Source organism: Mycobacteroides sp. H003 (assembly GCF_001440135.1).
GTDB classification, from domain to species: Bacteria; Actinomycetota; Actinomycetes; order Mycobacteriales; family Mycobacteriaceae; genus Mycobacterium; species Mycobacterium gwanakae.
Map to the genome: position 1 here is coordinate 89,568 of NZ_LJYL01000019.1, position 21,804 is coordinate 111,371.

At 65.4% G+C, this 21,804-nt stretch carries 23 protein-coding genes; 16 read left to right on the forward strand and 7 right to left on the reverse strand.

The window, feature by feature from the left end; translation table 11 throughout:
* Entirely contained in the window at nucleotides 1-687 is a 687-nt protein-coding gene (locus AOT87_RS13055) for a GAP family protein (protein ID WP_030093960.1), read from the forward strand.
* Here the strand turns inward: AOT87_RS13055 and AOT87_RS13060 are convergent.
* From AOT87_RS13060 to AOT87_RS13070, 3 genes are all read right to left on the reverse strand, one after another.
* Nucleotides 653-1,900 carry an HNH endonuclease signature motif containing protein gene (locus tag AOT87_RS13060; protein ID WP_234795856.1) on the reverse strand — a complete coding sequence of 416 codons (1,248 nt, stop codon included), beginning with the start codon at nucleotides 1,898-1,900 and terminating at the stop codon, nucleotides 653-655. The two genes, AOT87_RS13055 and AOT87_RS13060, sit on opposite strands and share 35 nt — an antisense overlap.
* Before the next feature lie 147 nt (nucleotides 1,901-2,047).
* Entirely contained in the window at nucleotides 2,048-2,824 is a 777-nt protein-coding gene (locus AOT87_RS13065) for an energy-coupling factor transporter transmembrane protein EcfT (RefSeq protein WP_057968903.1), read from the reverse strand.
* The gene (locus AOT87_RS13070) at nucleotides 2,821-4,788 is read right to left on the reverse strand and encodes an ATP-binding cassette domain-containing protein (protein WP_057968902.1); all 1,968 of its coding nucleotides are present in this window, start codon (nucleotides 4,786-4,788) and stop codon (nucleotides 2,821-2,823) included. The genes AOT87_RS13065 and AOT87_RS13070 overlap by 4 nt, the downstream gene beginning before the upstream one ends.
* A 76-nt stretch (nucleotides 4,789-4,864) precedes the next feature.
* Here AOT87_RS13070 and cobA point away from each other — a divergent pair, with 76 nt between their 5' ends.
* Complete coding sequence (gene cobA / locus AOT87_RS13075) at nucleotides 4,865-6,064, forward strand: uroporphyrinogen-III C-methyltransferase (protein ID WP_030093956.1); 1,200 nt, start codon at nucleotides 4,865-4,867, stop codon at nucleotides 6,062-6,064.
* A 37-nt stretch (nucleotides 6,065-6,101) separates the two neighbouring features.
* Nucleotides 6,102-7,619: an MFS transporter gene (locus AOT87_RS13080; protein WP_030093955.1), complete on the forward strand. Its 1,518-nt coding sequence runs from the start codon at nucleotides 6,102-6,104 to the stop codon at nucleotides 7,617-7,619.
* Here the strand turns inward: AOT87_RS13080 and AOT87_RS13085 are convergent.
* Nucleotides 7,616-7,975 (reverse strand): hypothetical protein, encoded by a 360-nt coding sequence (locus tag AOT87_RS13085; RefSeq protein ID WP_057968901.1) that lies wholly within the window; start codon nucleotides 7,973-7,975, stop codon nucleotides 7,616-7,618. The genes AOT87_RS13080 and AOT87_RS13085 overlap by 4 nt on opposite strands.
* A 117-nt stretch (nucleotides 7,976-8,092) precedes the next feature.
* Between AOT87_RS13085 and AOT87_RS13090 the strand changes: the two genes are divergently transcribed.
* Both AOT87_RS13090 and AOT87_RS13095 read left to right on the forward strand, forming a co-directional pair.
* Entirely contained in the window at nucleotides 8,093-9,835 is a 1,743-nt protein-coding gene (locus AOT87_RS13090) for a proline--tRNA ligase (protein ID WP_057968900.1), read from the forward strand.
* An 11-nt stretch (nucleotides 9,836-9,846) separates the two neighbouring features.
* Entirely contained in the window at nucleotides 9,847-10,335 is a 489-nt protein-coding gene (locus AOT87_RS13095) for an SRPBCC family protein (protein ID WP_057968905.1), read from the forward strand.
* On the opposite strand, the gene AOT87_RS13100 is transcribed toward AOT87_RS13095, so the two are convergent.
* Complete coding sequence (locus AOT87_RS13100) at nucleotides 10,332-10,802, reverse strand: ferritin-like domain-containing protein (RefSeq protein ID WP_030093951.1); 471 nt, start codon at nucleotides 10,800-10,802, stop codon at nucleotides 10,332-10,334. The genes AOT87_RS13095 and AOT87_RS13100 overlap by 4 nt on opposite strands.
* Entirely contained in the window at nucleotides 10,799-11,266 is a 468-nt protein-coding gene (locus tag AOT87_RS13105) for a hypothetical protein (RefSeq protein ID WP_057968899.1), read from the reverse strand. The genes AOT87_RS13100 and AOT87_RS13105 overlap by 4 nt, the downstream gene beginning before the upstream one ends.
* A 140-nt stretch (nucleotides 11,267-11,406) precedes the next feature.
* Between AOT87_RS13105 and rimP the strand changes: the two genes are divergently transcribed.
* The 10 genes from rimP (at nucleotide 11,407) to AOT87_RS13155 (ending at nucleotide 21,053) form a co-directional block, all read left to right on the forward strand.
* Nucleotides 11,407-11,934 carry a ribosome maturation factor RimP gene (gene rimP / locus AOT87_RS13110; RefSeq protein WP_030093949.1) on the forward strand — a complete coding sequence of 176 codons (528 nt, stop codon included), beginning with the start codon at nucleotides 11,407-11,409 and terminating at the stop codon, nucleotides 11,932-11,934.
* On the forward strand, nucleotides 11,931-12,926 hold the full coding sequence (gene nusA / locus AOT87_RS13115) for a transcription termination factor NusA (protein ID WP_030093948.1): 996 nt from the start codon (nucleotides 11,931-11,933) through the stop codon (nucleotides 12,924-12,926). The genes rimP and nusA overlap by 4 nt, the downstream gene beginning before the upstream one ends.
* A gap of 79 nt (nucleotides 12,927-13,005) precedes the next feature.
* Nucleotides 13,006-13,419 (forward strand): Rrf2 family transcriptional regulator, encoded by a 414-nt coding sequence (locus AOT87_RS13120; protein WP_030093947.1) that lies wholly within the window; start codon nucleotides 13,006-13,008, stop codon nucleotides 13,417-13,419.
* Nucleotides 13,420-13,423: 4 nt separating this feature from the next.
* Nucleotides 13,424-14,614, forward strand: coding sequence for a globin domain-containing protein (locus AOT87_RS13125; protein WP_057968898.1), 1,191 nt, complete (start codon nucleotides 13,424-13,426; stop codon nucleotides 14,612-14,614).
* On the forward strand, nucleotides 14,611-15,045 hold the full coding sequence (locus AOT87_RS13130; protein WP_030093945.1) for a hypothetical protein: 435 nt from the start codon (nucleotides 14,611-14,613) through the stop codon (nucleotides 15,043-15,045). The genes AOT87_RS13125 and AOT87_RS13130 overlap by 4 nt, the downstream gene beginning before the upstream one ends.
* Nucleotides 15,046-15,118: 73 nt before the next feature.
* Nucleotides 15,119-15,436, forward strand: a complete 318-nt coding sequence (locus AOT87_RS27860) for a YlxR family protein (RefSeq protein ID WP_075908667.1) — start codon at nucleotides 15,119-15,121, stop codon at nucleotides 15,434-15,436.
* Between the two features lie 88 nt (nucleotides 15,437-15,524).
* Nucleotides 15,525-18,281, forward strand: coding sequence for a translation initiation factor IF-2 (infB, locus tag AOT87_RS13140; RefSeq protein WP_057968897.1), 2,757 nt, complete (start codon nucleotides 15,525-15,527; stop codon nucleotides 18,279-18,281).
* Nucleotide 18,282: 1 nt separating this feature from the next.
* Nucleotides 18,283-18,759: a 30S ribosome-binding factor RbfA gene (gene rbfA / locus AOT87_RS13145; RefSeq protein WP_030093943.1), complete on the forward strand. Its 477-nt coding sequence runs from the start codon at nucleotides 18,283-18,285 to the stop codon at nucleotides 18,757-18,759.
* On the forward strand, nucleotides 18,740-19,735 hold the full coding sequence (locus AOT87_RS13150; RefSeq protein WP_030093942.1) for a bifunctional oligoribonuclease/PAP phosphatase NrnA: 996 nt from the start codon (nucleotides 18,740-18,742) through the stop codon (nucleotides 19,733-19,735). Before rbfA ends, AOT87_RS13150 begins: the two co-directional genes overlap by 20 nt.
* Complete coding sequence (locus AOT87_RS13155) at nucleotides 19,728-21,053, forward strand: MATE family efflux transporter (protein ID WP_057968896.1); 1,326 nt, start codon at nucleotides 19,728-19,730, stop codon at nucleotides 21,051-21,053. The genes AOT87_RS13150 and AOT87_RS13155 overlap by 8 nt, the downstream gene beginning before the upstream one ends.
* On the opposite strand, the gene AOT87_RS13160 is transcribed toward AOT87_RS13155, so the two are convergent.
* Complete coding sequence (locus AOT87_RS13160; RefSeq protein WP_057966153.1) at nucleotides 21,054-21,407, reverse strand: hypothetical protein; 354 nt, start codon at nucleotides 21,405-21,407, stop codon at nucleotides 21,054-21,056. It abuts the gene before it with no gap.
* A 121-nt stretch (nucleotides 21,408-21,528) separates the two neighbouring features.
* Here AOT87_RS13160 and AOT87_RS13165 point away from each other — a divergent pair, with 121 nt between their 5' ends.
* Nucleotides 21,529-21,750 carry a membrane protein gene (locus tag AOT87_RS13165; protein ID WP_030093939.1) on the forward strand — a complete coding sequence of 74 codons (222 nt, stop codon included), beginning with the start codon at nucleotides 21,529-21,531 and terminating at the stop codon, nucleotides 21,748-21,750.
* Nucleotides 21,751-21,804: the final 54 nt, after the last annotated feature.

Sequence of the window (21,804 nt, forward strand, 5' to 3'; positions counted from 1 at the left end):
ATGTGGACCATCGTGTTATTGATGGCACTTGGTGTGAGCGTTGAGCCCACCCGACTGGGACTGACAGTCCTGATGTTGAACAGGCCGCGACCGCTGCTGCAGCTGTTCGTGTTCCTGTGCGGTGCATTCGTCATGGGGTTGAGCCTCGGACTGACGCTGTTGTTTGTCCTTCGGGTGTCTCCGATGGGACAGGCCGATGTTTCGGGGCCCTACATCCAAGTCGCGCTTGGCGTTCTGGCCCTGTTGGTAGCGGCGGTGCTGGCCATCACGGCCTCGATCCGTCGACCTGCCGCCGCTCCGCGCGCACCGCGGGCGGGCTTGGCCGACAAGGTCGCGAGGCGAGTGCGAGGGTTCATGCAGAACAACTCGTTGTGGGTGGCGGGGGTCAGTGGACTGGGAATTGCCTTGCCGTCGGCGGACTTCCTTGCGGTTATCGCCCTCATCCACGCCTCGGGTGCCACACAGCCCATTCAGTCCATGGCACTGCTCTTCTTCAACGCGGTGGCCTTCTCGATGGTGGCGCTGCCATTGTTGAGTTATGCGGCCATGCCGGCGCGGACGTACGAGATGGTGTCGGCCTTGCACACCTGGGTTCGGTCCCGCCGGCGGATCGATGTCGCGCTGATCGTCGCAATCCTCGGCCTGATCATTCTCAGTCTGGGAACGATCGGCATTCTGCGGGCGTGATGTCGCTGGGTTCCCGTTGTGGTGGGGGTATCCATTCGGTGGTGCCGTCTTGGTGTTTTCGGGTGGTCCAGCCGTGGCCTAGGAGGCGGTGGTGGGGTCCGCAGGCGAAGGTGAGGTTGTCGATGTTGGTGGGGCCGTCGTGGGTCCATTCGTTGATGTGGTGGACTTCGCAGAGGTATCCGGGGACTTCGCAGTCGGGGTGGGTGCATCCGCGGTCTGTGGCGTGCAACACGATCCGCTGATCGGGGCTCGCAATCCTTTTGGCGCGTCCCAGGTACAGTGGTCGGCCATCGTCGTTGAAAATCGTCAGGTAGTGGTGGGCGTGGGATGCCATGCGGATCAGATCGCGCAGGGGAAGTCGGGTACCGGCGCCGGTGATCGCGATACCGGCAGCGGATTCGAGTTCGGGCAGCGTGGTGGTGACTACCACGGTCACCGGCAGTCCGTGATGGGAGCCCAGTTTCCCTGAGGCCAATGTTGATCGTAGGGCGGCGCGCAGGGCGTCGTGGTTACGTTGGGCGCTGCTGCGGTTATCGCGTTCGGCGACTTCAGATGTGGGTTCCCCGTCGACCATGGGCGTTTGGTCGTTCGGGTTGCACATGCCGGGTGCGGCCAGTTTGCAGAACACTGCATCCAAATAGGCACGAGTCTCCGGATCTAACAATCCCGAGACGGGTGACATGCCGTCGAAGCCCTGTTGTCCGATCGTCACACCGCGGCGCCGGGCCCGATCGGCGTCGGAGAACTGGCCGTCGGGGTTCAGCAAGGCCATCATGCGTTCAGCGCCGACACGTAGCTGCTCGGGCCGAAGCTGCAAAGCCATCACGGCCAACTGCTGTTCGGCGGCTTCCCGGGTCGGCGCATCCACGACCACCGGGAGCCGGTCGAAGAACTGCCGGATGATCCGCACATGTTCCTCGCCGATATCGCCTCGGCTCAGGGCGGCAGCCACATTGGGTAGCTGCGGCGCCATCTCCTCGCCGGTGAGCACGCGGCGCGGGGCTAGTTGTTCGGCGTCGGCGATGCGCCGCCGGGCCGCACCCTTGCTGATATGCAGCCGCCGCGACAACACATCCGCATACGAGGTGCCGCCCAACTCGACGGGGGAGGCCTGGGATGTCACCATTGGGATCAATCCCGTTCCGCGCGATGACAGCCGGCGCTGCACCACCTCCAACCGCGCCATCACCGTCACGGCCTCCGACGCCGTCATCTCGACCGATTCAGCGCAGAAGGCATCGACGGACGCCTCCAACACCTCGATCGAACTCATGTTCGAAGTCTAGCCTCGCTCGCCGACAAACAGCCGCATGATGTGACACTAGAAACCAAAGTGACAAAAGGGTTTTCGGCCCCGGGTTCAGCTCAGCAGTAGCGCGAGCGCCACAACGCCGACAAGCACGGCCGCGGCAAGAGCATCACGCCATCCCGGATAGATGGGATGCGCGGAGATGCGGCCCGCGCCTCCGCGTGCGGTGATCGCGTCACCCATCTCGGTGGCGCGGCGCAGCGAGACGACCATCGCGGCTGTACACAGATCGACGACTTCCGCACGCCGCGAGGGCTTCTCCGGTTGCGGCGGTTGAAGCCTGCGCGCGGCCGCCAACAACCGGAATTCCTCGGAGAGCATGGGAAACATCCGGAACGCTAGGGAAATGGTGATTGCCCAATCGTCGACGGGCGCCCGCAGGATGCGCAGGGGGCGACACAAAAGTGCTACTGCGGGAGCGATATCGGCGACCTGTGTCGTCCATGAGATCACCGCGCCGAGCCCGATCAGAACCAGCCCCAGCGACGTCACGCGCAGGAAATCCAGGAAGCCGCCGACGCCGATGGTGACCGGTCCGAATGTCAACTCGGGCGTGCCACCGTTCACGATGGTGAACAAGCTGCCCGCCACCACAAGCAGCCCCACCCACCGCGGGACGGACGGGATGCATCTTGGGGAGATGCCGGCAACACCCGCGGTCACGAGGATCAGCAGGGCGACGAGCCCGATCGCAGTCCACGACGGCATGACGGTCAGCAACACCGATATTGCCAGCGCGGCCAGGAGTTTGGTGCCGGCCCACAGTGCATGGAGGGGTGACGGCCCCGGAACGGGCCGCATCAGCATCAATGGACGTCGTTGACTCATCCGGCGTTCACCAACTCACCCTGTTCCAGACGGATGGTGCGGGGACACAACGGAGCGAGGCTGTCGGTGTCGTGGGAGATCACGACGACGGCTTGACCACCGCCACGGATGCGTACCAGCAGATCGATGAGGTCGGCTTGGGCGTCAACGTCCAGACCCGCCAGCGGCTCATCGAGGATCAGCAGGCGCGGCGAGCGGGCGAGCAGTCCGGCCAGGGCGACTCGCCGCAGCTGCCCGCCACTGAGCCGATCGATAAGCACCCCAGCGATACTCGGGTCCAGGCTGACCGAGGTTAGCGCGCGATCAATACTCTCGGTATCGGCGACCGAGTACCCGGCGAGTGCGGCCACCGCGGCACCGGCGTGCCCCCGCAGCAGCTGTAGTCGCGCGGCCTGGAAGCACAACGCAACCGCGCCAACCTGTTCGGCGGTGGGGCGGCCATCGAGAAGGCATTGGCCCGCTGACGGTTCCAGGAGGCCCGCCATGATCCACGCCAGGGTGGACTTGCCGGAACCGTTGCCACCGCAGAGCAGTATTCCGTCGCCGGAACGAACCTGCAGTGACACATCGCGCAGCACCGGCTGTGACCACGGCGTGCCGACCGCATAGTCGAACGAGACTCCTTGCACGTCGAGAATCGTTTCCCCACCAAGAGATTCGGTAGGGGATGGGCGTTCGGCGCCTTCCCGATCTTCTCGTACCTCAATACCGCCCAACGCCACCACACGATCGGCGGCGTCGGCCTCCTGCGGGTAGTGGGTGATGTGCACCAGCCCTAGACGGTGATGGGTGGTGAGTCCGTCGAGCACGTTGATGAGCGTCTGCCGGCCGTCGTGGTCGACCATGGTGGTCACCTCATCGGCGATGAGCAGCGCGGGTTCGCGCGCGAGCGCCGACGCGACCGCGAGCCGCTGCAGTTCTCCGCCGGACAGACCCGCGGTGTCCCGGTCGCTCATCTCACCCAGACCCACTTCGGCGAGCAGACCGTCGATATCGATCTCGCGGTCGTGCGGCAGCCCCCACACGATGTCGTCGGCCAGACGCAAACCCAGCACCTGGCTTTCCGGATGCTGCAAGACCAGCGCGGTCCCACCCACCTGGCCCAGGCCCACGCCGCCGGGGCGCTCGATGGTGCCGGCAGTCGGAGGAACACCCGCGAGAAGACGCATGAGGGTGGACTTGCCGGAGCCGTTGGCGCCGGTCACCGCGATGTGCTCGCCGACATCGACGCGCATGGTTACCGCGGTCAGGGCATCCCGGTCGGCTCCGGCGTACCGGTAACCGGCGCCGGTGAGAACGGTTGGCAGTGGGCCGGGCGGGGTGGTGTCGTGCCCCGCGGGCAGCGTCCCCACCGAGGACAGGTCGGTGATTTCCTCCAGTCTGCGCAGCACTGGCGTCAGCACCCGCCAACCGAAGGAGGTCCCGAAGATGACGATGAGCCACACCGAGACCCCGAAGAACCAGGGCCAGTGCACGATCCAGCCCTGCACGGCGTGATCCAATCCCGCTGCGGCGCTGCCGAGTAGCGGCACGCCACTCAACAGCGTCGCGAACCCGCCGACGTTGGCGGACACCGCGCCCAGGACAACCTCGCGCAGACTCCGCAAGGCCGCGAACACCCCGACGCAGAAGGACGAGACCAGCACGCCCCACAGCGCGGCGACAGCCAACATTGTTGCCGCGCCGCGATTCCGGCGCCGCACCTGACCGGCGATCGCACCCATGTACGCACATGTGAGCGCCGAGACCAGCCCCCCGAATCCGGCGATCAGAAAGCTGATGAGGCCGGCGGCGACACAGGCGGCCAACGCCACCCGGATGCGATGCCGGTAACACAGCACTCCCATCGGGACCGCTCCCAACCAGGCGAACACCACTGCGCCGGGCAGCACGATAGAGACCACAGCGATCGCCCCCATGAGGGCAGCAGTCATCGCGGCCTGGGCCAACTCCGCTGGTTGCATACGATTCGGTTGCACTGGCACCGATTAGAGCACGGCTAACCCAGCCGCGTGATTCACGTCCACGTAAACTCGCGCGGTGACTCATGACGCCTACCTCGTCGGCCTCCGCCTCACCGGACGCAAGGTCGTGGTCGTCGGCGCCGGATCCGTCGCGCAGCGGCGTCTCGGGCTGCTGATCGCCAGCGGTGCCGATGTCCACGTGATCGCGCCCAGCGCGACACCGGCCGTTGAAGGCATGGCCTCGATCACCCTCAGTCTGCGGCCGTACCAGGACGGCGACCTCGAAGATGCTTGGTACGCCATCGCCTGCACCGATGACCCAGCCGTCAACGCCGCGGTGGTGTCGGAAGCCGAGCGACGTCACATCTTCTGCGTCCGGGCCGATTCCGCCCGGGAGGGCACCGCGGTCACCCCCGCGTCCTTCAATCACGACGGCATCGCCGTCGGTGTCCTGACCGGTGGACAGCACAAGCGCTCGGCGGCGCTGCGATCGGCCATCCACGAGGCGCTGCAGCGTGGACTCATCACCGAGACCGCGGAGGTGAAGCCCGAAGGCGTCGCGCTTGTCGGCGGGGGACCGGGTGATCCTGATCTCATTACCGTTCGCGGACGCAGGCTCCTCGCGCAGGCCGATGTGGTCGTCGCCGACCGGCTCGCGCCCGCCGAGCTTCTGGCCGATCTGGGCCCACATGTCGAGGTCATCGATGCCGCCAAGATCCCGTATGGCCGCGCGATGGCCCAGCAGGAGATCAACCGGGTGCTCATCGAACGGGCGCAGGAAGGCAAGTTCGTCGTCCGTCTCAAGGGCGGTGACCCCTTCGTCTTCGCCCGTGGCTACGAGGAAGTCCTGGCCTGCGCCGAAGCAGGTGTGCAGGTGACCGTCGTACCAGGTGTGACCAGCGCGATCTCCGTTCCTGCGGCGGCCGGGGTGCCGGTCACGCATCGTGCGGTCAACCATGAGTTCGTGGTCGTCAGCGGACACGTCGCACCCGGGCATCCGGAATCGTTAGTGAATTGGGACGCGCTTGCCGCCTTGAAGGGGACCATCGTCTTGCTGATGGCCGTCGAGCGCATCGAGCAGTTTGCGAAGGTCCTCATCGAGGGTGGCCGACCTGCGGATACTCCAGTGCTGGTGGTGCAACACGGCACCACCGACGAGCAACGCGTGCTGCGCGCCGACCTTGCTACTGCGCCCGAGCGCATTCGCTCGCAGGGCATCAGGCCGCCCGCGATCATCGTGATCGGCCCCGTTGCTGCTTATGGCGCCTCTTCGTGACCTAAGGGCACGTTAAGAGGACGGTAAGGTGTCCTGCATGCCTGCCCTCAGCGTCGAGCAGCTCACTCAAAAGGCGCGAGAACTCCTGCCGTCCCGGCACTATCTATATGCCGTCATCGCGATCGCCGGTATGCAGTTTCTGGCCACCATGGACGGCACCATAGCGGTGGTCACGCTGCCCAAGATCCAGGCCGAGCTGCACCTCAACGATGCCACCCGCAGCTGGGTCATCACCGCGTACATGCTGTCCTTCGGTGGACTGATGTTGCTCGGTGGACGCCTCGGTGACACCTTCGGCCGTAAGCGCGTCTTCATCGGCGGCATCGCGTTGTTCACCCTTGCCTCCATCGGGGTGGGCCTTGCGCAAGAGGACATCGGTCTGGCTGTTTTCCGTCTCATCCAGGGAGTCGGCGCGGCTGTCGCCTCGCCGACAGCGCTGGCGTTGGTGGCCACCACCTTCCCCAAGGGGCCGCTGCGTACCGCAGCCGTCGCGGTATTCGGTGCCATGACCGGGGTGGGCTCCATCGCCGGACTGATTGTCGGCGGTGCCCTGGCCGAGGTGTCCTGGCGTCTGGCCTTCCTTATCAATGTGCCCGCCGGTGCGCTGATGATCTACCTGGCCGTGCGGTCATTGACCGAGACCGAACGCGAACCGATGAAGCTGGACGTCACGGGATCGGTGTTGGCGACCGTCGGCTGTACCGCTGCGGTGTTCGGCTTCACCCAGGGGCCCGACCGCGGATGGGACTCGCCCTACACGATCGTGTCGCTGGTCGTCGCCGCCGTGCTCCTGATCGCCTTCCTGCTCGTGGAACGCACCGCGGAAAACCCGGTGCTGCCGCTCAGCCTGTTCAAGGATCGCAACAGGGTCGCCACCTTCGCGGCGATCTTCCTGGCCGGCGGCGTGCTGTTCACGCTGACCATCACCATCGGCCTGTACATGCAGGATCTGATGAAATACAGCCCGCTGCGAACCGGAATCTCTGCCATTCCATTCGTTGTCGGCATGGGAATCGGCTTGGCTCTGTCGTCCCAACTTGTCACGCGAATGGCGCCCCGGGTGCTGATCCTGTGCGGTGGAGTCGTGGTGTTCGCCGCGATGCTCTACGGCTCAACGATCGACCGGACCATCGCCTACTTCCCGAACTTCTCCATGGCCATCTTCGTTGGCGGACTCGGCATCGGCACCATCGTGGTGCCGGTGATCCTTTCGGCCATCACCGGGGTGGATGCCGACCGCATCGGGCCGCTATCGGCGATCTCCCTCATGCTGCAAAACCTCGGCGGCCCAATCGTTCTGGTGATCATTCAGGCCATCATCACCTCGCGCACGCTGTACCTGGGCGGCGCCAAGGGGCCGGTGCAGAACATGAACCAGGCGCAGCTGCACGCCCTCGATCACGGTTACACTTACGGGCTGCTGTGGATCGCCGGAACCGCTGTGCTGGTCGGGGTGGCGGCGCTGTTCATCAGCTACACCGCCGCCGACGTCGCGCACGCACAGAAGGCGCAGACCGCGCACGACCAGGGTCTGGACGAAGAAGAGCTGGCTTAGCAGTCTTGCGGGGTGTAGTCCCCGGCGCGGAACAGCAGTCCGTTGGTGATGGGGATGCCGTCATTGACGGTGATGTGACACGACATGCGGAAGACGCTCGGAGGTCCGGCCGCGGTCACCCGAAGAACCGGGGGTGCCCCGTTGAGCTGGACTGTGCGTTCCCAGTAGTACCCGGCGAACGTGTGCCCCGACTCTTCCCGGAGCTGATTGCCGTCTTGATAGGAGACGGTGAAATCGGCATTGCCGATTCCGATCGCCGACAACGAGTACTTGACCGTGGCCGGGGCGGCATCGGCCGGTGCCGCGACTCCCAAACCGAACACCGCCACCGCCGGAATGATCGCCCACGCACGCATGCGCTCGATGCTAGCCGGAGGCCGCAACGGCGCGCCGATATGCTGTGCAACCGTAACTGACGGTCTTCGCCCGAGAGGCTCAACGAAAAACATGGTCTTCGCCCGAGAGGCTCATCAATGATCACCCGGCTCTCCGAGCTATTCGTACGCACCCTGCGCGACGACCCGGCGGACGCCGAGGTTCCCAGCCACAAGCTGCTCATCCGCGCGGGCTATGTGCGCCCTATTGCCCCGGGTGTCTATAGCTGGCTGCCGCTCGGTCTTCGGGTCCTTCGCAAGATCGAGAACATCGTCCGTGAAGAGATGAATGCCATTGGTGGTCAGGAGATCCTGCTGCCCGCTTTGCTTCCGCGCGCACCGTACGAGACCACCAACCGGTGGACCGAGTACGGCGACTCGCTGTTCCGGCTCAAGGACCGCCGCGATAACGACATGATGCTCGGCCCTACCCACGAGGAGTTGTTCGCGCTCACCGTGAAGGGGGAGTACAGCTCCTACAAGGATTTTCCGGTCATCCTCTACCAGGTTCAGACCAAGTATCGCGACGAGGCGCGTCCCCGCGCGGGCATTCTGCGCGGTCGCGAATTCGTCATGAAGGACTCGTACTCCTTTGATACCTCCGACGACGGCCTCAAGACGGCCTATCACGCACACCGCGAGGCCTACCAACGGATCTTCGGCAGGCTGGGCCTGGACTACGTGATTGTCGCGGCCACCTCGGGAGCGATGGGTGGTAGCGCGTCCGAGGAGTTCCTGGCTGAAAGCCCCACCGGGGAAGACACTTTCGTGCGGTGCGTGGAATCCGGTTATGCCGCCAACGTAGAGGCCGTCATCACTCCGGCACCGCCTGCGCGGTCTGTGGACGGACTCCCTGCGGCCGTCGTGCACGAGACGGGCGATACCCCGACCATCGCGACGCTGGTGGACTGGGCGAATTCGGCTGATCTCGGCGCGACCGTCACGGCGGCCGACACCCTCAAGAACATTCTGCTGAAGGTGCGCCAGCCCGGCGGCGAGTGGGAGCTGCTGGCTGTCGGAGTGCCCGGGGACCGCGAGGTCGACGACAAGCGACTCGGTGCCGCGCTGGAGCCTGCCGAATACGAGCTGCTCGGTGATGCGGACTTCGCCAAACACCCGTTCCTGGTGCGCGGCTACATCGGGCCGAAGGGGTTGATCGCCAACGGTGTTCGCTACCTCGTCGATCCACGGGTCGTGGAGGGCACCAGCTGGATCACCGGCGCCGACGAACCCGGAAAACATGTGGTCAACCTCGTCGCGGGGCGTGACTTCACCCCCGACGGCACCATCGAGGCCGCCGAGGTTCGCGATGGCGATCCGTCACCCGATGGCGCAGGTCAGCTGGTGTCGGCACGCGGAATCGAAATCGGCCACATCTTCCAGTTGGGCCGCAAGTACACCGACGCGTTCACCGTGGATGTGCTCGGGGAGAACGGCAAGCCCGTGCGGCTCACCCAGGGTTCCTACGGCATCGGTGTCTCGCGGCTGGTGGCCGTCGTCGCCGAGCAGCAGCACGACGAGCTTGGACTGCGGTGGCCGGCCGCGGTATCGCCATTCGACGTGCACGTGGTTATCGCGAACAAGGACGAGGCCGCGCGAGCCGGTGCCGAAGCGCTGGCCGCCGATCTGGACCGGCTGGGTCACGAGGTGCTGCTCGACGATCGGACGGCCTCGCCGGGCGTGAAATTCAAGGACGCCGAGCTGCTCGGTGTGCCCTGGATTGTGGTGATCGGCCGTGGCTGGGCCGACGGCACCATCGAGCTGCGCAACCGATTCACGGGAGAGGCGCAGTCCATTGCGGTGGCCGATGCAGTGACGTCCGTCACGGCGGCGATTCAGTAGGCGATATTGTAATAGTCATGCCGTCCTTCAAGCTCGCCCCGCTGGTTGAAAGTGATTTCGACACAAGCGATTTCGTGTACACGTTCTCCACGCCCCTGCCCAAGGATGCGGCAACGGTGTGGGCCGAACTCAATGGCGAAAGCCCGCTGCATTGGTGCAAGGCGATCAACAAGATCAGCTGGACTTCACCGGAGCCGCGTGGCGTGGGTTCCACCCGCACCGCCAAGCTCGCGCTTCCCGGTGCGGCAGTGCACGAGCGGTTCATTGTGTGGGAGGAGAGCCCCGAGCGATATCGCAACGCGTTCACGGTCGAGACGGCGACCTTTCCGGGCACCAAGCGTTTCGGCGAGCTTTATGAGGTGGTGGGCACCGCGACGGGATCGTTGTTTACCTGGAGCTTCTTCATCGAGCCCTCGCTCGGGTTCACCCGCTACCTCAAGCCGGTGATCCGTCGTGGGTTGTCCGGACTGATCAGCGACACCCAGAAGCACTTCGCTTAGTTTTCGTTCCCTCCCGGGAACGCCACACTGGCAGGCGTGATGTCGGAAGCCACTCGCCACCGCGCCGCGCGAATCGCGCTCTCGGTGAGCATTCGCACCGCGAATCCACGATCGTCACTGTTGTCGGCCTGCTCGGCGACGGCCCGCCAGCGCGCCGCGGTGTCCGCCTCGAGCTGCAGCGCCAGCTTCGTGGCATCGGCGGGGTTTGTCACCGGGAACGGCACCTTGTAACCGGCGGCAGCTACCGGTGCGGCCACCGAACGGGCGCGCAATTTGGCGATGCACTCCTCACGGCACTGTCGATGCTCGATCAGGCACTCGGTGACCAGCCAATTGTTGTCGGGCACCGAGTGCGCGGACACCAGTCCGTACGCGTAGATGGCCGCGTGCTCATTGGCCAGGGCGTCGGCCAGCGCAGTGTCGTCGGAGGAGGAGGCCGGCTGCGGGGTGGGCTCGGTCGTGGTCATGGCAGATCGACCTCGGCTGCCGAGGCGCATGCCGCGCTGATCGAGGCCAGCAGGCCGGCGCGGTATCCGCTGTGTTTGGTGGCCAGGTCCATCGCCGATCGCGATGAGTCCTTGAGTTGGGTCTTGACCTGATCGACCTGCGGAGGTGATACCGGTGCGGTGGTGGTGCTGGAAGTCGGTGCGTTCGTGGTCGCCCCTGGGACGCGCGCGAGCTCCTTGGTCAGCGCGACGCCGTGCGCGCGGCGGATTGTCGCCACAGCCATCAATGCGGCTGCCGCATCTGGATTGGCGGTGGCCGCCGCAGACGCCGATGCCGCATCACGCTGCGCAAGGTCGATCTGGGTGAGCAGGTCGTCCACCTCGGGTTTGGTGTCGGGTGCCTGCTGGCACGCGGCGGCCACGACGGCGACGCCGAGTGCGGCCCCGCCGATCAACAGGTCGCGGCGCGACAGGCTTCTGGGCATTCGCCCATCCTGCCAGTGCGCGCGGTTGGCGCATGACAGCCCTCGCCGGGCGTAAGGTGGAGTGCTGGTCAGGACGAGAGTCCGACTAGTGTGTGCAAGCTGAACCGCCCGACAACTCAAGATGAGGAGCCACAATCGCCATGGGGCTGCCATCCGATGACCAGGTGATCGAGCTGCTGGGTCCCGAGTTCTCCCGGTCAGGGGTCGAGATCGAGAGCGTTGTCGTCAACGAAGCCACGGTTCCCGCCCGCATAACTGTGGTGGTCGACTCGGATTCTCCCGTGGACTTGGACGCGGTCGCCGCACTGAGCCGGACCGCATCGGGATTGTTGGACGAGGCGGACACCGGCTGGGAGGCGTACGACCTGGAGATCACTACGCCCGGCGTCGACCGGCCGCTGACCACTCCCACGCATTTTCGGCGTGCACATGGTCGGCTGGCGCAGATTCGCCTCACCGATGGCGAAGACTTACTCGGCCGCATCGGCATCGCGAACGATGACGGGATACAGGTGGTGCTGCGTAAGCCCGTCAAGGGCACCGGCTGGACCGTGCGTGATCTTGCGTTCTCCGACATCGAGAGCGCGGTTGTGCAGGTGGAGTTCACAACACCCAACCCGCAGGAACTCAATCTGGCTGGGGCAGCCGAAACTGGAGGTGGCGCATGAATATCGATCCCGCGGCGGTAAACCTGATGGCTGCCGATAAGGGCATCACGGTTGACGAGGCGATTGACATCATCAAGTCGGCGCTCCTGACGGCCTACCGGCATACCGACGGCCACGAACCCAATGCGCGTATCGAACTCGATCGCAAGACGGGTGTGGTCCGCGTGCTGGCTCGCGAGACCGACGAGGACGGCAATCTCATCACCGAATGGGATGCCACGCCAGAAGGATTCGGCCGCATCGCGGCCACCACCGCCCGGCAGGTGTTCCAGCAGGGTGTGCGCGATGCGGAGAACGAGCACAAGTTCGGCGAGTTCTCCACGCGTGAGGGCGAGATTGTCGGCGGTGTGATCCAGCGCGACGCCCGGGCCAACGCGCGTGGTCTTGTCGTGGTTCGCATGGGCAGTGAGACGAAGGGCTCCGAAGGTGTGATCCCGGCGGCCGAACAAGTGCCGGGCGAGGAGTACCGCCACGGAGATCGGTTGCGCTGCTACGTCGTCGGGGTGTCTCGCGGTGCGCGTGAGCCGTTGATCACCTTGTCCAGGACCCACCCGAATCTGGTGCGTAAGCTGTTCTCGCTCGAGGTCCCGGAGATCAGCGACGGTTCCGTGGAGATCGTCGCGGTGGCCCGCGAGGCGGGGCACCGGTCCAAGATCGCGGTGGCTTCGAAGGTATCCGGGCTCAACGCTAAGGGGGCCTGCATCGGCCCCATGGGCCAGCGCGTGCGCAATGTGATGAGCGAGCTTGCCGGCGAGAAGATCGACATCATCGATTACGACCCGGATCCCGCGCGGTTCGTCGCGAATGCGCTCTCGCCCGCCAAGGTGGTGTCGGTCTCGGTCATCGATGAGGCGGGTAAGGCTGCGCGCGTCATCGTCCCCGACTTCCAGCTTTCTCTGGCCATCGGTAAAGAAGGGCAGAACGCAAGGCTCGCTGCGCGTCTGACCGGGTGGCGTATCGACATCAGAAGCGACGCAGACGCCGAAAACTAGCGCCAGTAGTACTCAGTAGCCCGTAGGTACTGACCAAAGTCCCTATCGGCACATAACTTGCATCTCATATACAAGTTATGTGCAACTAACGCGGTTCACCGACCTGGGTCTGCGCATCGTGATGCGGCTGGCCAATGCAGGGCCGGGCGTTCAATTGCGCACCGATGATCTTGCCGCCCAACTCTGTGTGTCCTATACGCACGCCACGAAAGTTGTTGCCCGACTTTCGGAAATGGGCGCGATCGAGTCCACGCGTGGCCGCCATGGGGGAGTCTGCATCACGCAGGGCGGGCTCGACCGTCGAGTCGGATCATTGGCCCGGAAGTTGGAGCGCGAGGGCGAGGTCATCGACTGCGAGGGAGGGGTGCCCTGCCCCCTTCGGCACAACTGTCGCCTGCGCGACGCGCTTCGCTCGGCGCAAGAGGCATTCTTCGCCGAGCTCGATCAGTGGACTGTGGCCGAAATCGCCCGTCCAACAATGGAAAGGAAGTAGTCACGTGCTATCAGCAGAGTCGCTGGCAGTCATCCGTCAAACTCTCCCCGCGGTTGCCGGGGCCATTGACGAGATCACACCGTTTTTCTACTCCAAGATGTTCGCGGCGCACCCCGAACTGCTTCGTGATCTGTTCAACCGCGGCAACCAGGCGGCGGGGGAGCAGCCGAAGGCGCTGGCCGCGTCGATCGCGTCGTTCGCCGGCATGGTGTTGGAAGGCAATGGTGCCCAATATGATTCGGTGCTAGACAGGATCGCGCACAAGCATGCCTCGCTGGGAATTGTCGCCGAGCAGTATCCGATCGTCTACGAGCACCTGTTCGCCGCGATAGCCGAAGTGTTGGGGGACGCGGTGACCGCAGAGGTCGCGGCGGCCTGGAGCGAGTTCTACTGGCTCATGGCCAATGAGTTGATCGCGCGGGAGAAGGCCCTGTACGGCGCTGCCGGGGTCGCGCCGGGCGATGTGTGGCGGCAGGTTGTGGTGGTACGCCGCCAGCTGGAATCGGCGGATGTGGCTGGATTCGAGTTACGCGCGGTATTCGGCGAACTGCCGAGCTTCCTGCCAGGGCAGTACATATCGGTGCAAGTTACCTTGCCGGACGGGGCCAGGCAGATTCGTCAATACAGTTTGTCCCGGGGCGCTCATGAGGGTGGCTGGCGTATTGCCGTCAAGCGAATCAGCGCCGGTGGCACCCCTGCGGGTGAGGTGTCGAACTTCATCTACGACAACATCTTCGAGGGGCAACAGCTGCGGGTCTCGGTGCCCATGGGCGAATTCACCCTGGACGATTCGGCCGATCCGCTGGTCCTGGTATCCGCCGGTATCGGCTGCACGCCCATCATGGGGATGCTGCAGGAGCTCGTGGCCACGCAATCGCCGCGAGAGGTTGTGGTCCTGCACGCCGATCAGTCGGCGGCCGCCCACGCCTACCGGCACGAGTTGGCGGATCTAGTCGGCCGACTGCCCGCCGGCCAGCTGCACACGTGGTACGAACGGGCACATGTGGAGCACCCCGAGCACGGTGTCGGCCGCATGAGCCTGCACCGACTGCCACTCAATCGACTGTCCACGGTGTTCGTCTGCGGCCCGCGGCCGTTCATGTCGGCCATCAACGAAGACCTGGTGTCTTTGGGGATTCCGCAGGAGCAGATCAACCACGAATTGTTTGGGCCCTTGGCGTCGGCCATGGCATGACACGCATCGACGTCGCGGTGGCCGCATTGGCCGCATTCTGGTTGGGCTTGGTGGTGGCGATCTCGTTCATCGAGGCGCCACTGAAATTCCGGGCCCCAGGCGTCACCGTTCAGATAGGGCTCGGGATAGGCCGCCTGGTGTTCGGTGCGCTGAACGCGGTGGAGGGTGTGGTGGCCTTGGCCCTGGTGTTACTGATGGTGGCGGGCGACCTCTCCTCGGCCGCGGTCGCCGCGGTCCTTGCGACATGCGGCTGCCTTGCGGTTCAGCTGGTGGTTGTGCGGCCAGCCATGATGAGGCGAACCAATGCGATTCGCGACGGGGGCGAATATGCCGGGCGCAGTCGCCTGCACCTGGCATACGTCGCGGTCGAGTGCATCAAGACGGTGGCGTTAATCGGTGTCGTGATGCTCATCGTGGCAGGGGTTCGGTGACCGGAATACACCCGTGTCATTCGAGGCTGTAGCCCGATTCATAAATAAGGTGTCGCGGACGGTAGACTAAGCCGTGATCCAGCGCGAGACTTCGGCGTTCGCACATGCCCCGACCGGTGAACCGGTACGGACATGCATCGGATGCCGGGGGCGAGAGTTGGCTGCAGATCTGCTTCGTGTGGTTGCTGCGGATGATCGGCATGTTGTTGTCGATACCCGCCGCAGACTGCCCGGCCGAGGTGCGTGGTTGCACAGGTCGGCGCAGTGTTACCACCTGGCGGTGAAGCGGCGGGCTTTCGCTCGAGCGCTCCGGATCGGCGGAACCCCGGATACCTCCGTGGTCTTCGAACATGTTGAGCAATACCAAGAGATTGGCAACGACAAACAATGAGCACACCGTGAAGCGTCGATGATGATCGTCCATCACAGCTAACACGAGGCACGGCGCCTGAAGCCGCTGCCTCGCAGACAGGAGAGCAGTGGCAGGCAAGGCCCGGGTACACGAGTTAGCTAAAGAGCTCGGTGTGACCAGTAAAGAAGTTCTCGCCCGACTGAGTGATCAGGGCGAATTTGTGAAGTCCGCGTCCTCGACGGTGGAGGCCCCCGTCGCGCGGCGTCTTCGTGAGGCATTCGGCGGTGGCGATAAGCCCGCCGCGTCCAATGGCGCGCCCGCCGAGGCGGCGGCTCCACCCAAGAAGGCCGGTCCTAAGCCGGGAGCTCCCAAGCCGGCGCCGAAGAAGGTTGCTGAGCCAGTTGTCGAGGCCCCCCCTGCGCCGCAGCCTGCGGCCGCACCGGTGCCCGCACCCACACCCGCTGCGCCCGCGGCTCCCAAGCCGAACGCTGCGCCGGCGCCCGCTGCGGAAGCACCCGCACCCGCGCCTGCCGCGCCGGCACCCCGTCCGGGCGCCACGCCCGGCCCCAAGCCCGGTGCTCCCCGAGTACCGCGCGTGGGTAACAACCCGTTCTCGTCGGCACAGCCGGTCGAACGTCCCGCTGTCCCGCGGCCGCAAGCGCCGCGTCCCGGAGCTCCTCGCCCCGGGGGAGCTTCCCCGAGCAATATGCCTCCGCGACCGTCGCCCGGATCCATGGGCCCGCGTCCGCCGCGTCCCGGCGGTGGCCCGCGTCCCGGTGGCGGACGTCCCGGTGGTCCCGGTGGCGGACGTCCGGGCGGTCCCGGTGGTGGCGGCGGCGGTAACTACCGCGGCGGCGGTGCCGGTGGCGGCGCTCCCGCTGGTGGTCCCCCCGGCGCTGGTGCCGGCGGTTTCCGCGGTCGCCCCGGTGGCGGCGGCGGAGGTGGCCGTCCCGGTCAGCGCGGTGGCGCGGCCGGTGCCTTCGGCCGTCCCGGCGGTGCCCCGAAGCGCGGTCGCAAGTCGAAGCGGGCAAAACGCGCCGAGTACGAGAACATGCAGGCGCCGGTCGTCGGTGGCGTGCGGTTGCCGCATGGCAATGGTGAGGTCATCCGGCTCGCTCGCGGTGCTTCGCTGAGCGACTTCGCGGAGAAGATCGATGCCAACCCGGCCTCGCTGGTGCAGGCGCTGTTCAACCTCGGCGAGATGGTGACCGCCACCCAGTCTGTGGGTGACGAGACCCTCGAGCTGCTGGGCAGCGAGATGAACTACAACGTTCAGGTCGTCAGCCCCGAGGACGAAGACCGCGAACTGCTGCAGTCCTTCGACCTCACCTACGGCGAGGACGAGGGCGGCGAAGACGATCTGGAGGTCCGCCCGCCGGTCGTCACCGTCATGGGTCACGTCGACCACGGCAAGACCCGCCTGCTCGACACCATCCGGCAGGCCAACGTCCGTGAGGGCGAGGCCGGTGGCATCACCCAGCACATCGGTGCCTACCAGGTCCTCACTCAGCTGGACGGCAACGAGCGACTGGTCACCTTCATCGACACCCCGGGTCACGAGGCGTTCACCGCCATGCGTGCGCGTGGTGCCAAGGCCACCGATATCGCGATCCTGGTGGTCGCCGCCGATGACGGCGTCATGCCGCAGACGGTGGAAGCCATCAACCACGCCCAGGCAGCCGACGTGCCGATCGTGGTCGCGGTCAACAAGATCGACAAGGAAGGTGCCGACCCGGCCAAGATCCGGGCGCAGCTCACCGAGTACAACCTGGTGGCCGAGGACTTCGGTGGCGACACCATGTTCGTCGACATCTCCGCCAAGCAGGGCACCAACATCGATGCGCTGCTGGAGGCGGTCCTGCTGACCGCCGACGCAGCGCTGGACCTGCGGGCCAACCCCGATATGGAGGCCCAGGGTGTGGCTATCGAGGCGCACCTGGACCGCGGTCGCGGTCCGGTGGCCACGGTGCTCATCCAGCGCGGCACCCTGCGGGTCGGCGACTCGATCGTCGCCGGAGACGCATACGGCCGTGTGCGCCGCATGGTGGACGAGCATGGCGAAGACGTCGAAGAGGCACTGCCATCACGTCCGGTTCAGGTCATCGGTTTCACCTCGGTGCCCGGGGCCGGCGACAACCTGCTTGTCGTCGACGAAGACCGCATCGCCCGGCAGATCGCCGACCGTCGCAGTGCGCGCAAGCGCAACGCGCTGGCTGCTCGTAGCCGCAAGCGGATCAGCCTGGACGACCTGGATGCCGCGCTGAAGGAAACCAGCCAGCTGAACCTGATCCTGAAGGGCGACAACGCAGGTACGGTCGAAGCCCTGGAAGAGGCGCTGCTCGGTATCGCGATCGACGACGAGGTGCAGCTGCGGGTCATCGACCGCGGTGTCGGTGGTGTCACCGAAACCAACGTCAACCTGGCGTCGGCCTCGGATGCCATCATCATCGGCTTCAATGTGCGGGCCGAGGGCAAGGCGACAGAGCTGGCCAACCGCGAGGGTGTCGACATTCGGTACTACTCGGTGATCTACCAGGCCATCGACGAGATCGAGAGCGCGCTCAAGGGCATGCTCAAGCCGGTCTACGAAGAGGTCGAGCTGGGTCGCGCCGAGATTCGTGCGATGTTCCGGTCTTCCAAGGTCGGCAATATCGCCGGTTGCCTGGTCACCTCGGGCATCATCCGCCGCAACGCCAAGGCACGACTGTTGCGCGACAACATCGTGGTCGCCGAGACGGTCACCATCTCATCGCTGCGGCGCGAGAAGGATGACGTCGTCGAGGTCCGCGACGGTTACGAGTGCGGTCTGACGCTGACCTATAACGACATCAAGGAAGGCGACGTCATCGAGGCGTACGAACTCCGCGAGAAGGAACGGGTCTAACGTGGCCGATCCGGCTCGCGCGCGGCGACTGGCCAAGAGGATCGGAGCCATCGTCGCCTCGGCGATCGAGTACGAAATCAAGGACCCGAGGCTGACGATGGTCACGGTCACCGATACCCGGGTGACCAACGATCTTCACGATGCGACCGTGTACTACACCGTGATGGGGCAGACTCTGTCCGACGAGCCGGATCTCGCCGGCGCGGCGGCTGCGCTAGAAAAGGCAAAGGGTGTGCTTCGAACCAAGGTGGGTGCCGGGACCGGAGTGAGGTTCACGCCCACCCTGACCTTCGTGCTCGACACGATGGCCGATTCCGCCCGGCACATGGAGGAACTGCTGGACCGGACGCGCGCGGCCGATGCCGCGCTCGCCGAGGTCCGCCAGGGAGCCGTCCATGCCGGTGACGCCGATCCCTACAAGGCGTCTCCCGACGAGGAATCTGCACCTGACGAGGACGATGAGCGCCGTCCCGATTGAGACGGGTGCCGTGGGGGCACGCGTAGACGTAGAGGGTGCGGTGGAGCTCCTGGCCAAGGCCAGGAGAGTGGTGATCATCTGCCATGTGCATCCCGACGCCGACACCGTGGGCAGCGGGTTGGCCCTTGGCCAGGTGCTGGTGGCCAAGGGCGTCGATGTTCAGGTGAGTTTTGGGGCACCGGCAACGCCTCCGGAGTCGGTGGGAACGCTGCCGGGCGCGGAGCTACTGGTCCCACCGCATGAGCTGCGTCGCGACCCCGATCTGGTGGTCACGGTCGACAGCCCGAGCGTGCGGCGGCTTGGTCAACTCGGCGAGCTGGTCGAGGGTTCCGCACCGGTGTTGGTGATCGATCACCACGTGTCCAATGAGCTCTTCGGTACGGCGAATTACGTTGACATCGAAGCTGATTCGACCACGATGATGGTGGCGCGGCTGCTCGACGCGTGGCGGGTGGACATCACCCCCGAGATGGCCCATTGTCTGTACGCCGGTTTGGTCACCGACAGTGGATCGTTCCGTTGGGCCACCGCGCAGGGGCACCGGTTGGCCGCGCGGTTGTTGGACTTGGGTGCCGACGGTGTGAACATCACCCGTACGTTCATGGATTCACATCCGTTTGTGTGGCTGCCGATCTTGTCGCGTGTGCTGGGCACCGCGGAGCTGATTCCCGATGCGGTCGGGGGTGCCGGATTGGTGTATGCCGTTGTCACCCACGATGTCTGGTCTTGCGCGCGCACCGAGGAAGTCGAGTCGATCGTCGATATCGTCCGCACCACCACCGAGGCCGAGGTTGCGGTGGTGTTCAAGGAGATCGAGCCCGACCATTGGTCGATATCGATGCGGGCCCGCTCTGCGGTGGACCTTTCCGCGGTAGCGGGCACCTTCGGCGGCGGTGGACATCGGCTGGCCGCCGGGTTCTCGGCGACCGGCCCGGTCGACGAGGTGGTGGCGGCGCTGGTCCGCGCCCTTGACTGACGCCACCGGCCTGTCCGGGCTGGCCCGCCGGATCATCGCTTTGGCGGTGCCCGCGCTGGGAGTGCTGGCGGCCGAACCGCTGTATCTGCTGTTCGATATCGCCATGGTGGGTCGGCTGGGCGCGGTGCCGCTGGCGGGCTTGGCCGTCGGGGGACTGGTGCTTTCGCTTGTCGGGACGCAACTGACTTTCCTGTCGTACGGCACCACGGCCCGTGCCGCACGGCGTTTCGGCTCCGGTGATCGTCCTGGGGCGGTTCATGAGGGAGTGCAGGCGACCTGGCTGGCGCTCATCATCGGGGCCGCCGTGGTGCTCGTGGTTAATGTGGTGGCCTCGCCGGTGGTGCGGGTTATCGCTGCATCGCCCGATGTAGCCGCTCAAGGCCTCACGTGGGTGCGTATCGCGATCTTCGCGGCGCCCGCGATCCTGATCTCACTCGCAGGCAATGGGTGGATGCGGGGAGTGCAGAACACAGTCAGGCCGTTGCGGTATGTGATTGTCGGCTTTGCGGTTTCGGCAGTGCTGTGTCCGGTACTGATCTACGGGTTGCTGAGTGCGCCCCGGATGGGTTTGGCGGGGTCCGCCATCGCCAATCTGGTGGGGCAGTGGCTGGCCGCGATCCTCTTCTTACGGGCCCTGCACGCCGAGCAGGTTCGACTTCGGATGGATCCGCCGGTGTTGCGTGCGCAGCTGGTGCTGGCGCGTGATCTGCTGGTGCGCAGTCTGGCGTTTCAGGCCTGCTTCATCAGTGCCGCGGCGGTGGCCGCGCGGTTCGGGGCGGCAGCACTGGCGGCGCACCAGGTGGTCCTGCAGATGTGGAGTTTTCTTGCGCTGGTTCTTGATTCGCTTGCCATCGCGGCGCAAACCCTTGTCGGCGCCGCGCTGGGAGCCGGCCGGGTGCCGCAGGCCAAGTCTGTGGCGCGAAGGGTGACGGTGTTCTCACTGGGCTTCGCGGTGGTGTTGGCGGCGCTTCTGGCGCTCGGTGCGCCGGTGTTGCCTGGGCTGTTCACCTCCGATGTCGCGGTGCTGCATCAGATGCGGGTGCCGTGGTGGTTCCTGGTGTGCCAGTTGCCGATTTCGGGTGTGGTGTTCGCGCTGGACGGAGTGCTGCTGGGTGCCGCCGACGCCCGGTTCATGCGCAACGCCACCATGATCAGCGCATTGTGTGGATTCCTGCCGCTGGTGTGGTTATCGCTGGCGTACGGATGGGGACTGGCCGGAATCTGGTCCGGCCTTACCCTTTTCCTGGTGCTGCGGCTGATGTTGGTTGGTTGGCGCGCGTTGTCCGGACGCTGGGCGGTGCCGGGGTCCGGCTCGTGATCACTGCGCAGGTGGGTACTGCGGATACGGATATCCGGCCGGTGGCGGTGGGTATCCCGACGGCGGGTAGCTCTGGTAGACCGGTGGCTGTGCGGCCAAATGCCGAATCTGCCTGATCTGCCCCATGTTTCCGAAGATCGCGATCCAGTTCATGACCAGGATGGACAGAAAGCTCCACCACCCGGCTGCCAGATTGTGGGTCTGTGCGTCGCGGTAGGCGGCCTCGCACTGCTCAAGTGTGCCGGTGATCGTGTAGGACCGGGTGCTGAACATGATCAGCATCCCGGTGTGTTTGGTGAGCCGCACCTGGAAGTACCTGGGTGCTGCTGTCGGATAGTGCTGCGGGTACGACATGAACTCTCCCCCTGATCGTGTAGCTCACTTGATGATATCGGGGGTTTGCCAGGCTGCACCTATGTGATCCAGGTCACTTGCGGAGTATCCTGGGAAACGCTGGATGAGGAGGTGTTTCGAAATGAACCTTGATCGATTTGCCGTGTGGACCGGCTACTTCCTCGGGCTGGTGTCAGTCACGATCACCGCGCTGGGGCTGGCGGCGTTGGCCTCCGGGCATCACGGCTGGGGAATGGTCGCGGCCATTGCGTTACTGGTCACCGCAGGGCTCGGATTCGCGGTAGTCGGCGGCACGGTGCACCACGACCACAAAGTCCACAAGGAAACGCCGCACCTGATGTAGGGGTTTGAAAGATCGGCTCGATAGATGCTCCTAGAATGTAGCCTTACCTAAGTT

Bases quoted from the DNA above. Each gene is read 5' to 3' on its own strand.
- AOT87_RS13150 (WP_030093942.1), top strand. From the start codon at position 18,740: ATGAGCGCCGTCCCGATTGAGACGGGTGCCGTGGGGGCACGCGTAGAC.
- AOT87_RS13085 (WP_057968901.1), bottom strand. From the start codon at position 7,975: ATGCGTGCGTGGGCGATCATTCCGGCGGTGGCGGTGTTCGGTTTGGGA.
- rimP (WP_030093949.1), top strand. From the start codon at position 11,407: ATGGGGCTGCCATCCGATGACCAGGTGATCGAGCTGCTGGGTCCCGAG.
- AOT87_RS13160 (WP_057966153.1), bottom strand. From the start codon at position 21,407: ATGTCGTACCCGCAGCACTATCCGACAGCAGCACCCAGGTACTTCCAG.
- AOT87_RS13060 (WP_234795856.1), bottom strand. From the start codon at position 1,900: ATGACGGCGTCGGAGGCCGTGACGGTGATGGCGCGGTTGGAGGTGGTG.
- AOT87_RS13090 (WP_057968900.1), top strand. From the start codon at position 8,093: ATGATCACCCGGCTCTCCGAGCTATTCGTACGCACCCTGCGCGACGAC.
- AOT87_RS13070 (WP_057968902.1), bottom strand. From the start codon at position 4,788: ATGCAACCAGCGGAGTTGGCCCAGGCCGCGATGACTGCTGCCCTCATG.
- AOT87_RS13165 (WP_030093939.1), top strand. From the start codon at position 21,529: ATGAACCTTGATCGATTTGCCGTGTGGACCGGCTACTTCCTCGGGCTG.
- AOT87_RS13080 (WP_030093955.1), top strand. From the start codon at position 6,102: ATGCCTGCCCTCAGCGTCGAGCAGCTCACTCAAAAGGCGCGAGAACTC.
- AOT87_RS13100 (WP_030093951.1), bottom strand. From the start codon at position 10,802: ATGACCACGACCGAGCCCACCCCGCAGCCGGCCTCCTCCTCCGACGAC.
- AOT87_RS13105 (WP_057968899.1), bottom strand. From the start codon at position 11,266: ATGCCCAGAAGCCTGTCGCGCCGCGACCTGTTGATCGGCGGGGCCGCA.
- nusA (WP_030093948.1), top strand. From the start codon at position 11,931: ATGAATATCGATCCCGCGGCGGTAAACCTGATGGCTGCCGATAAGGGC.
- AOT87_RS13130 (WP_030093945.1), top strand. From the start codon at position 14,611: ATGACACGCATCGACGTCGCGGTGGCCGCATTGGCCGCATTCTGGTTG.
- AOT87_RS13055 (WP_030093960.1), top strand. From the start codon at position 1: ATGTGGACCATCGTGTTATTGATGGCACTTGGTGTGAGCGTTGAGCCC.
- AOT87_RS13065 (WP_057968903.1), bottom strand. From the start codon at position 2,824: ATGAGTCAACGACGTCCATTGATGCTGATGCGGCCCGTTCCGGGGCCG.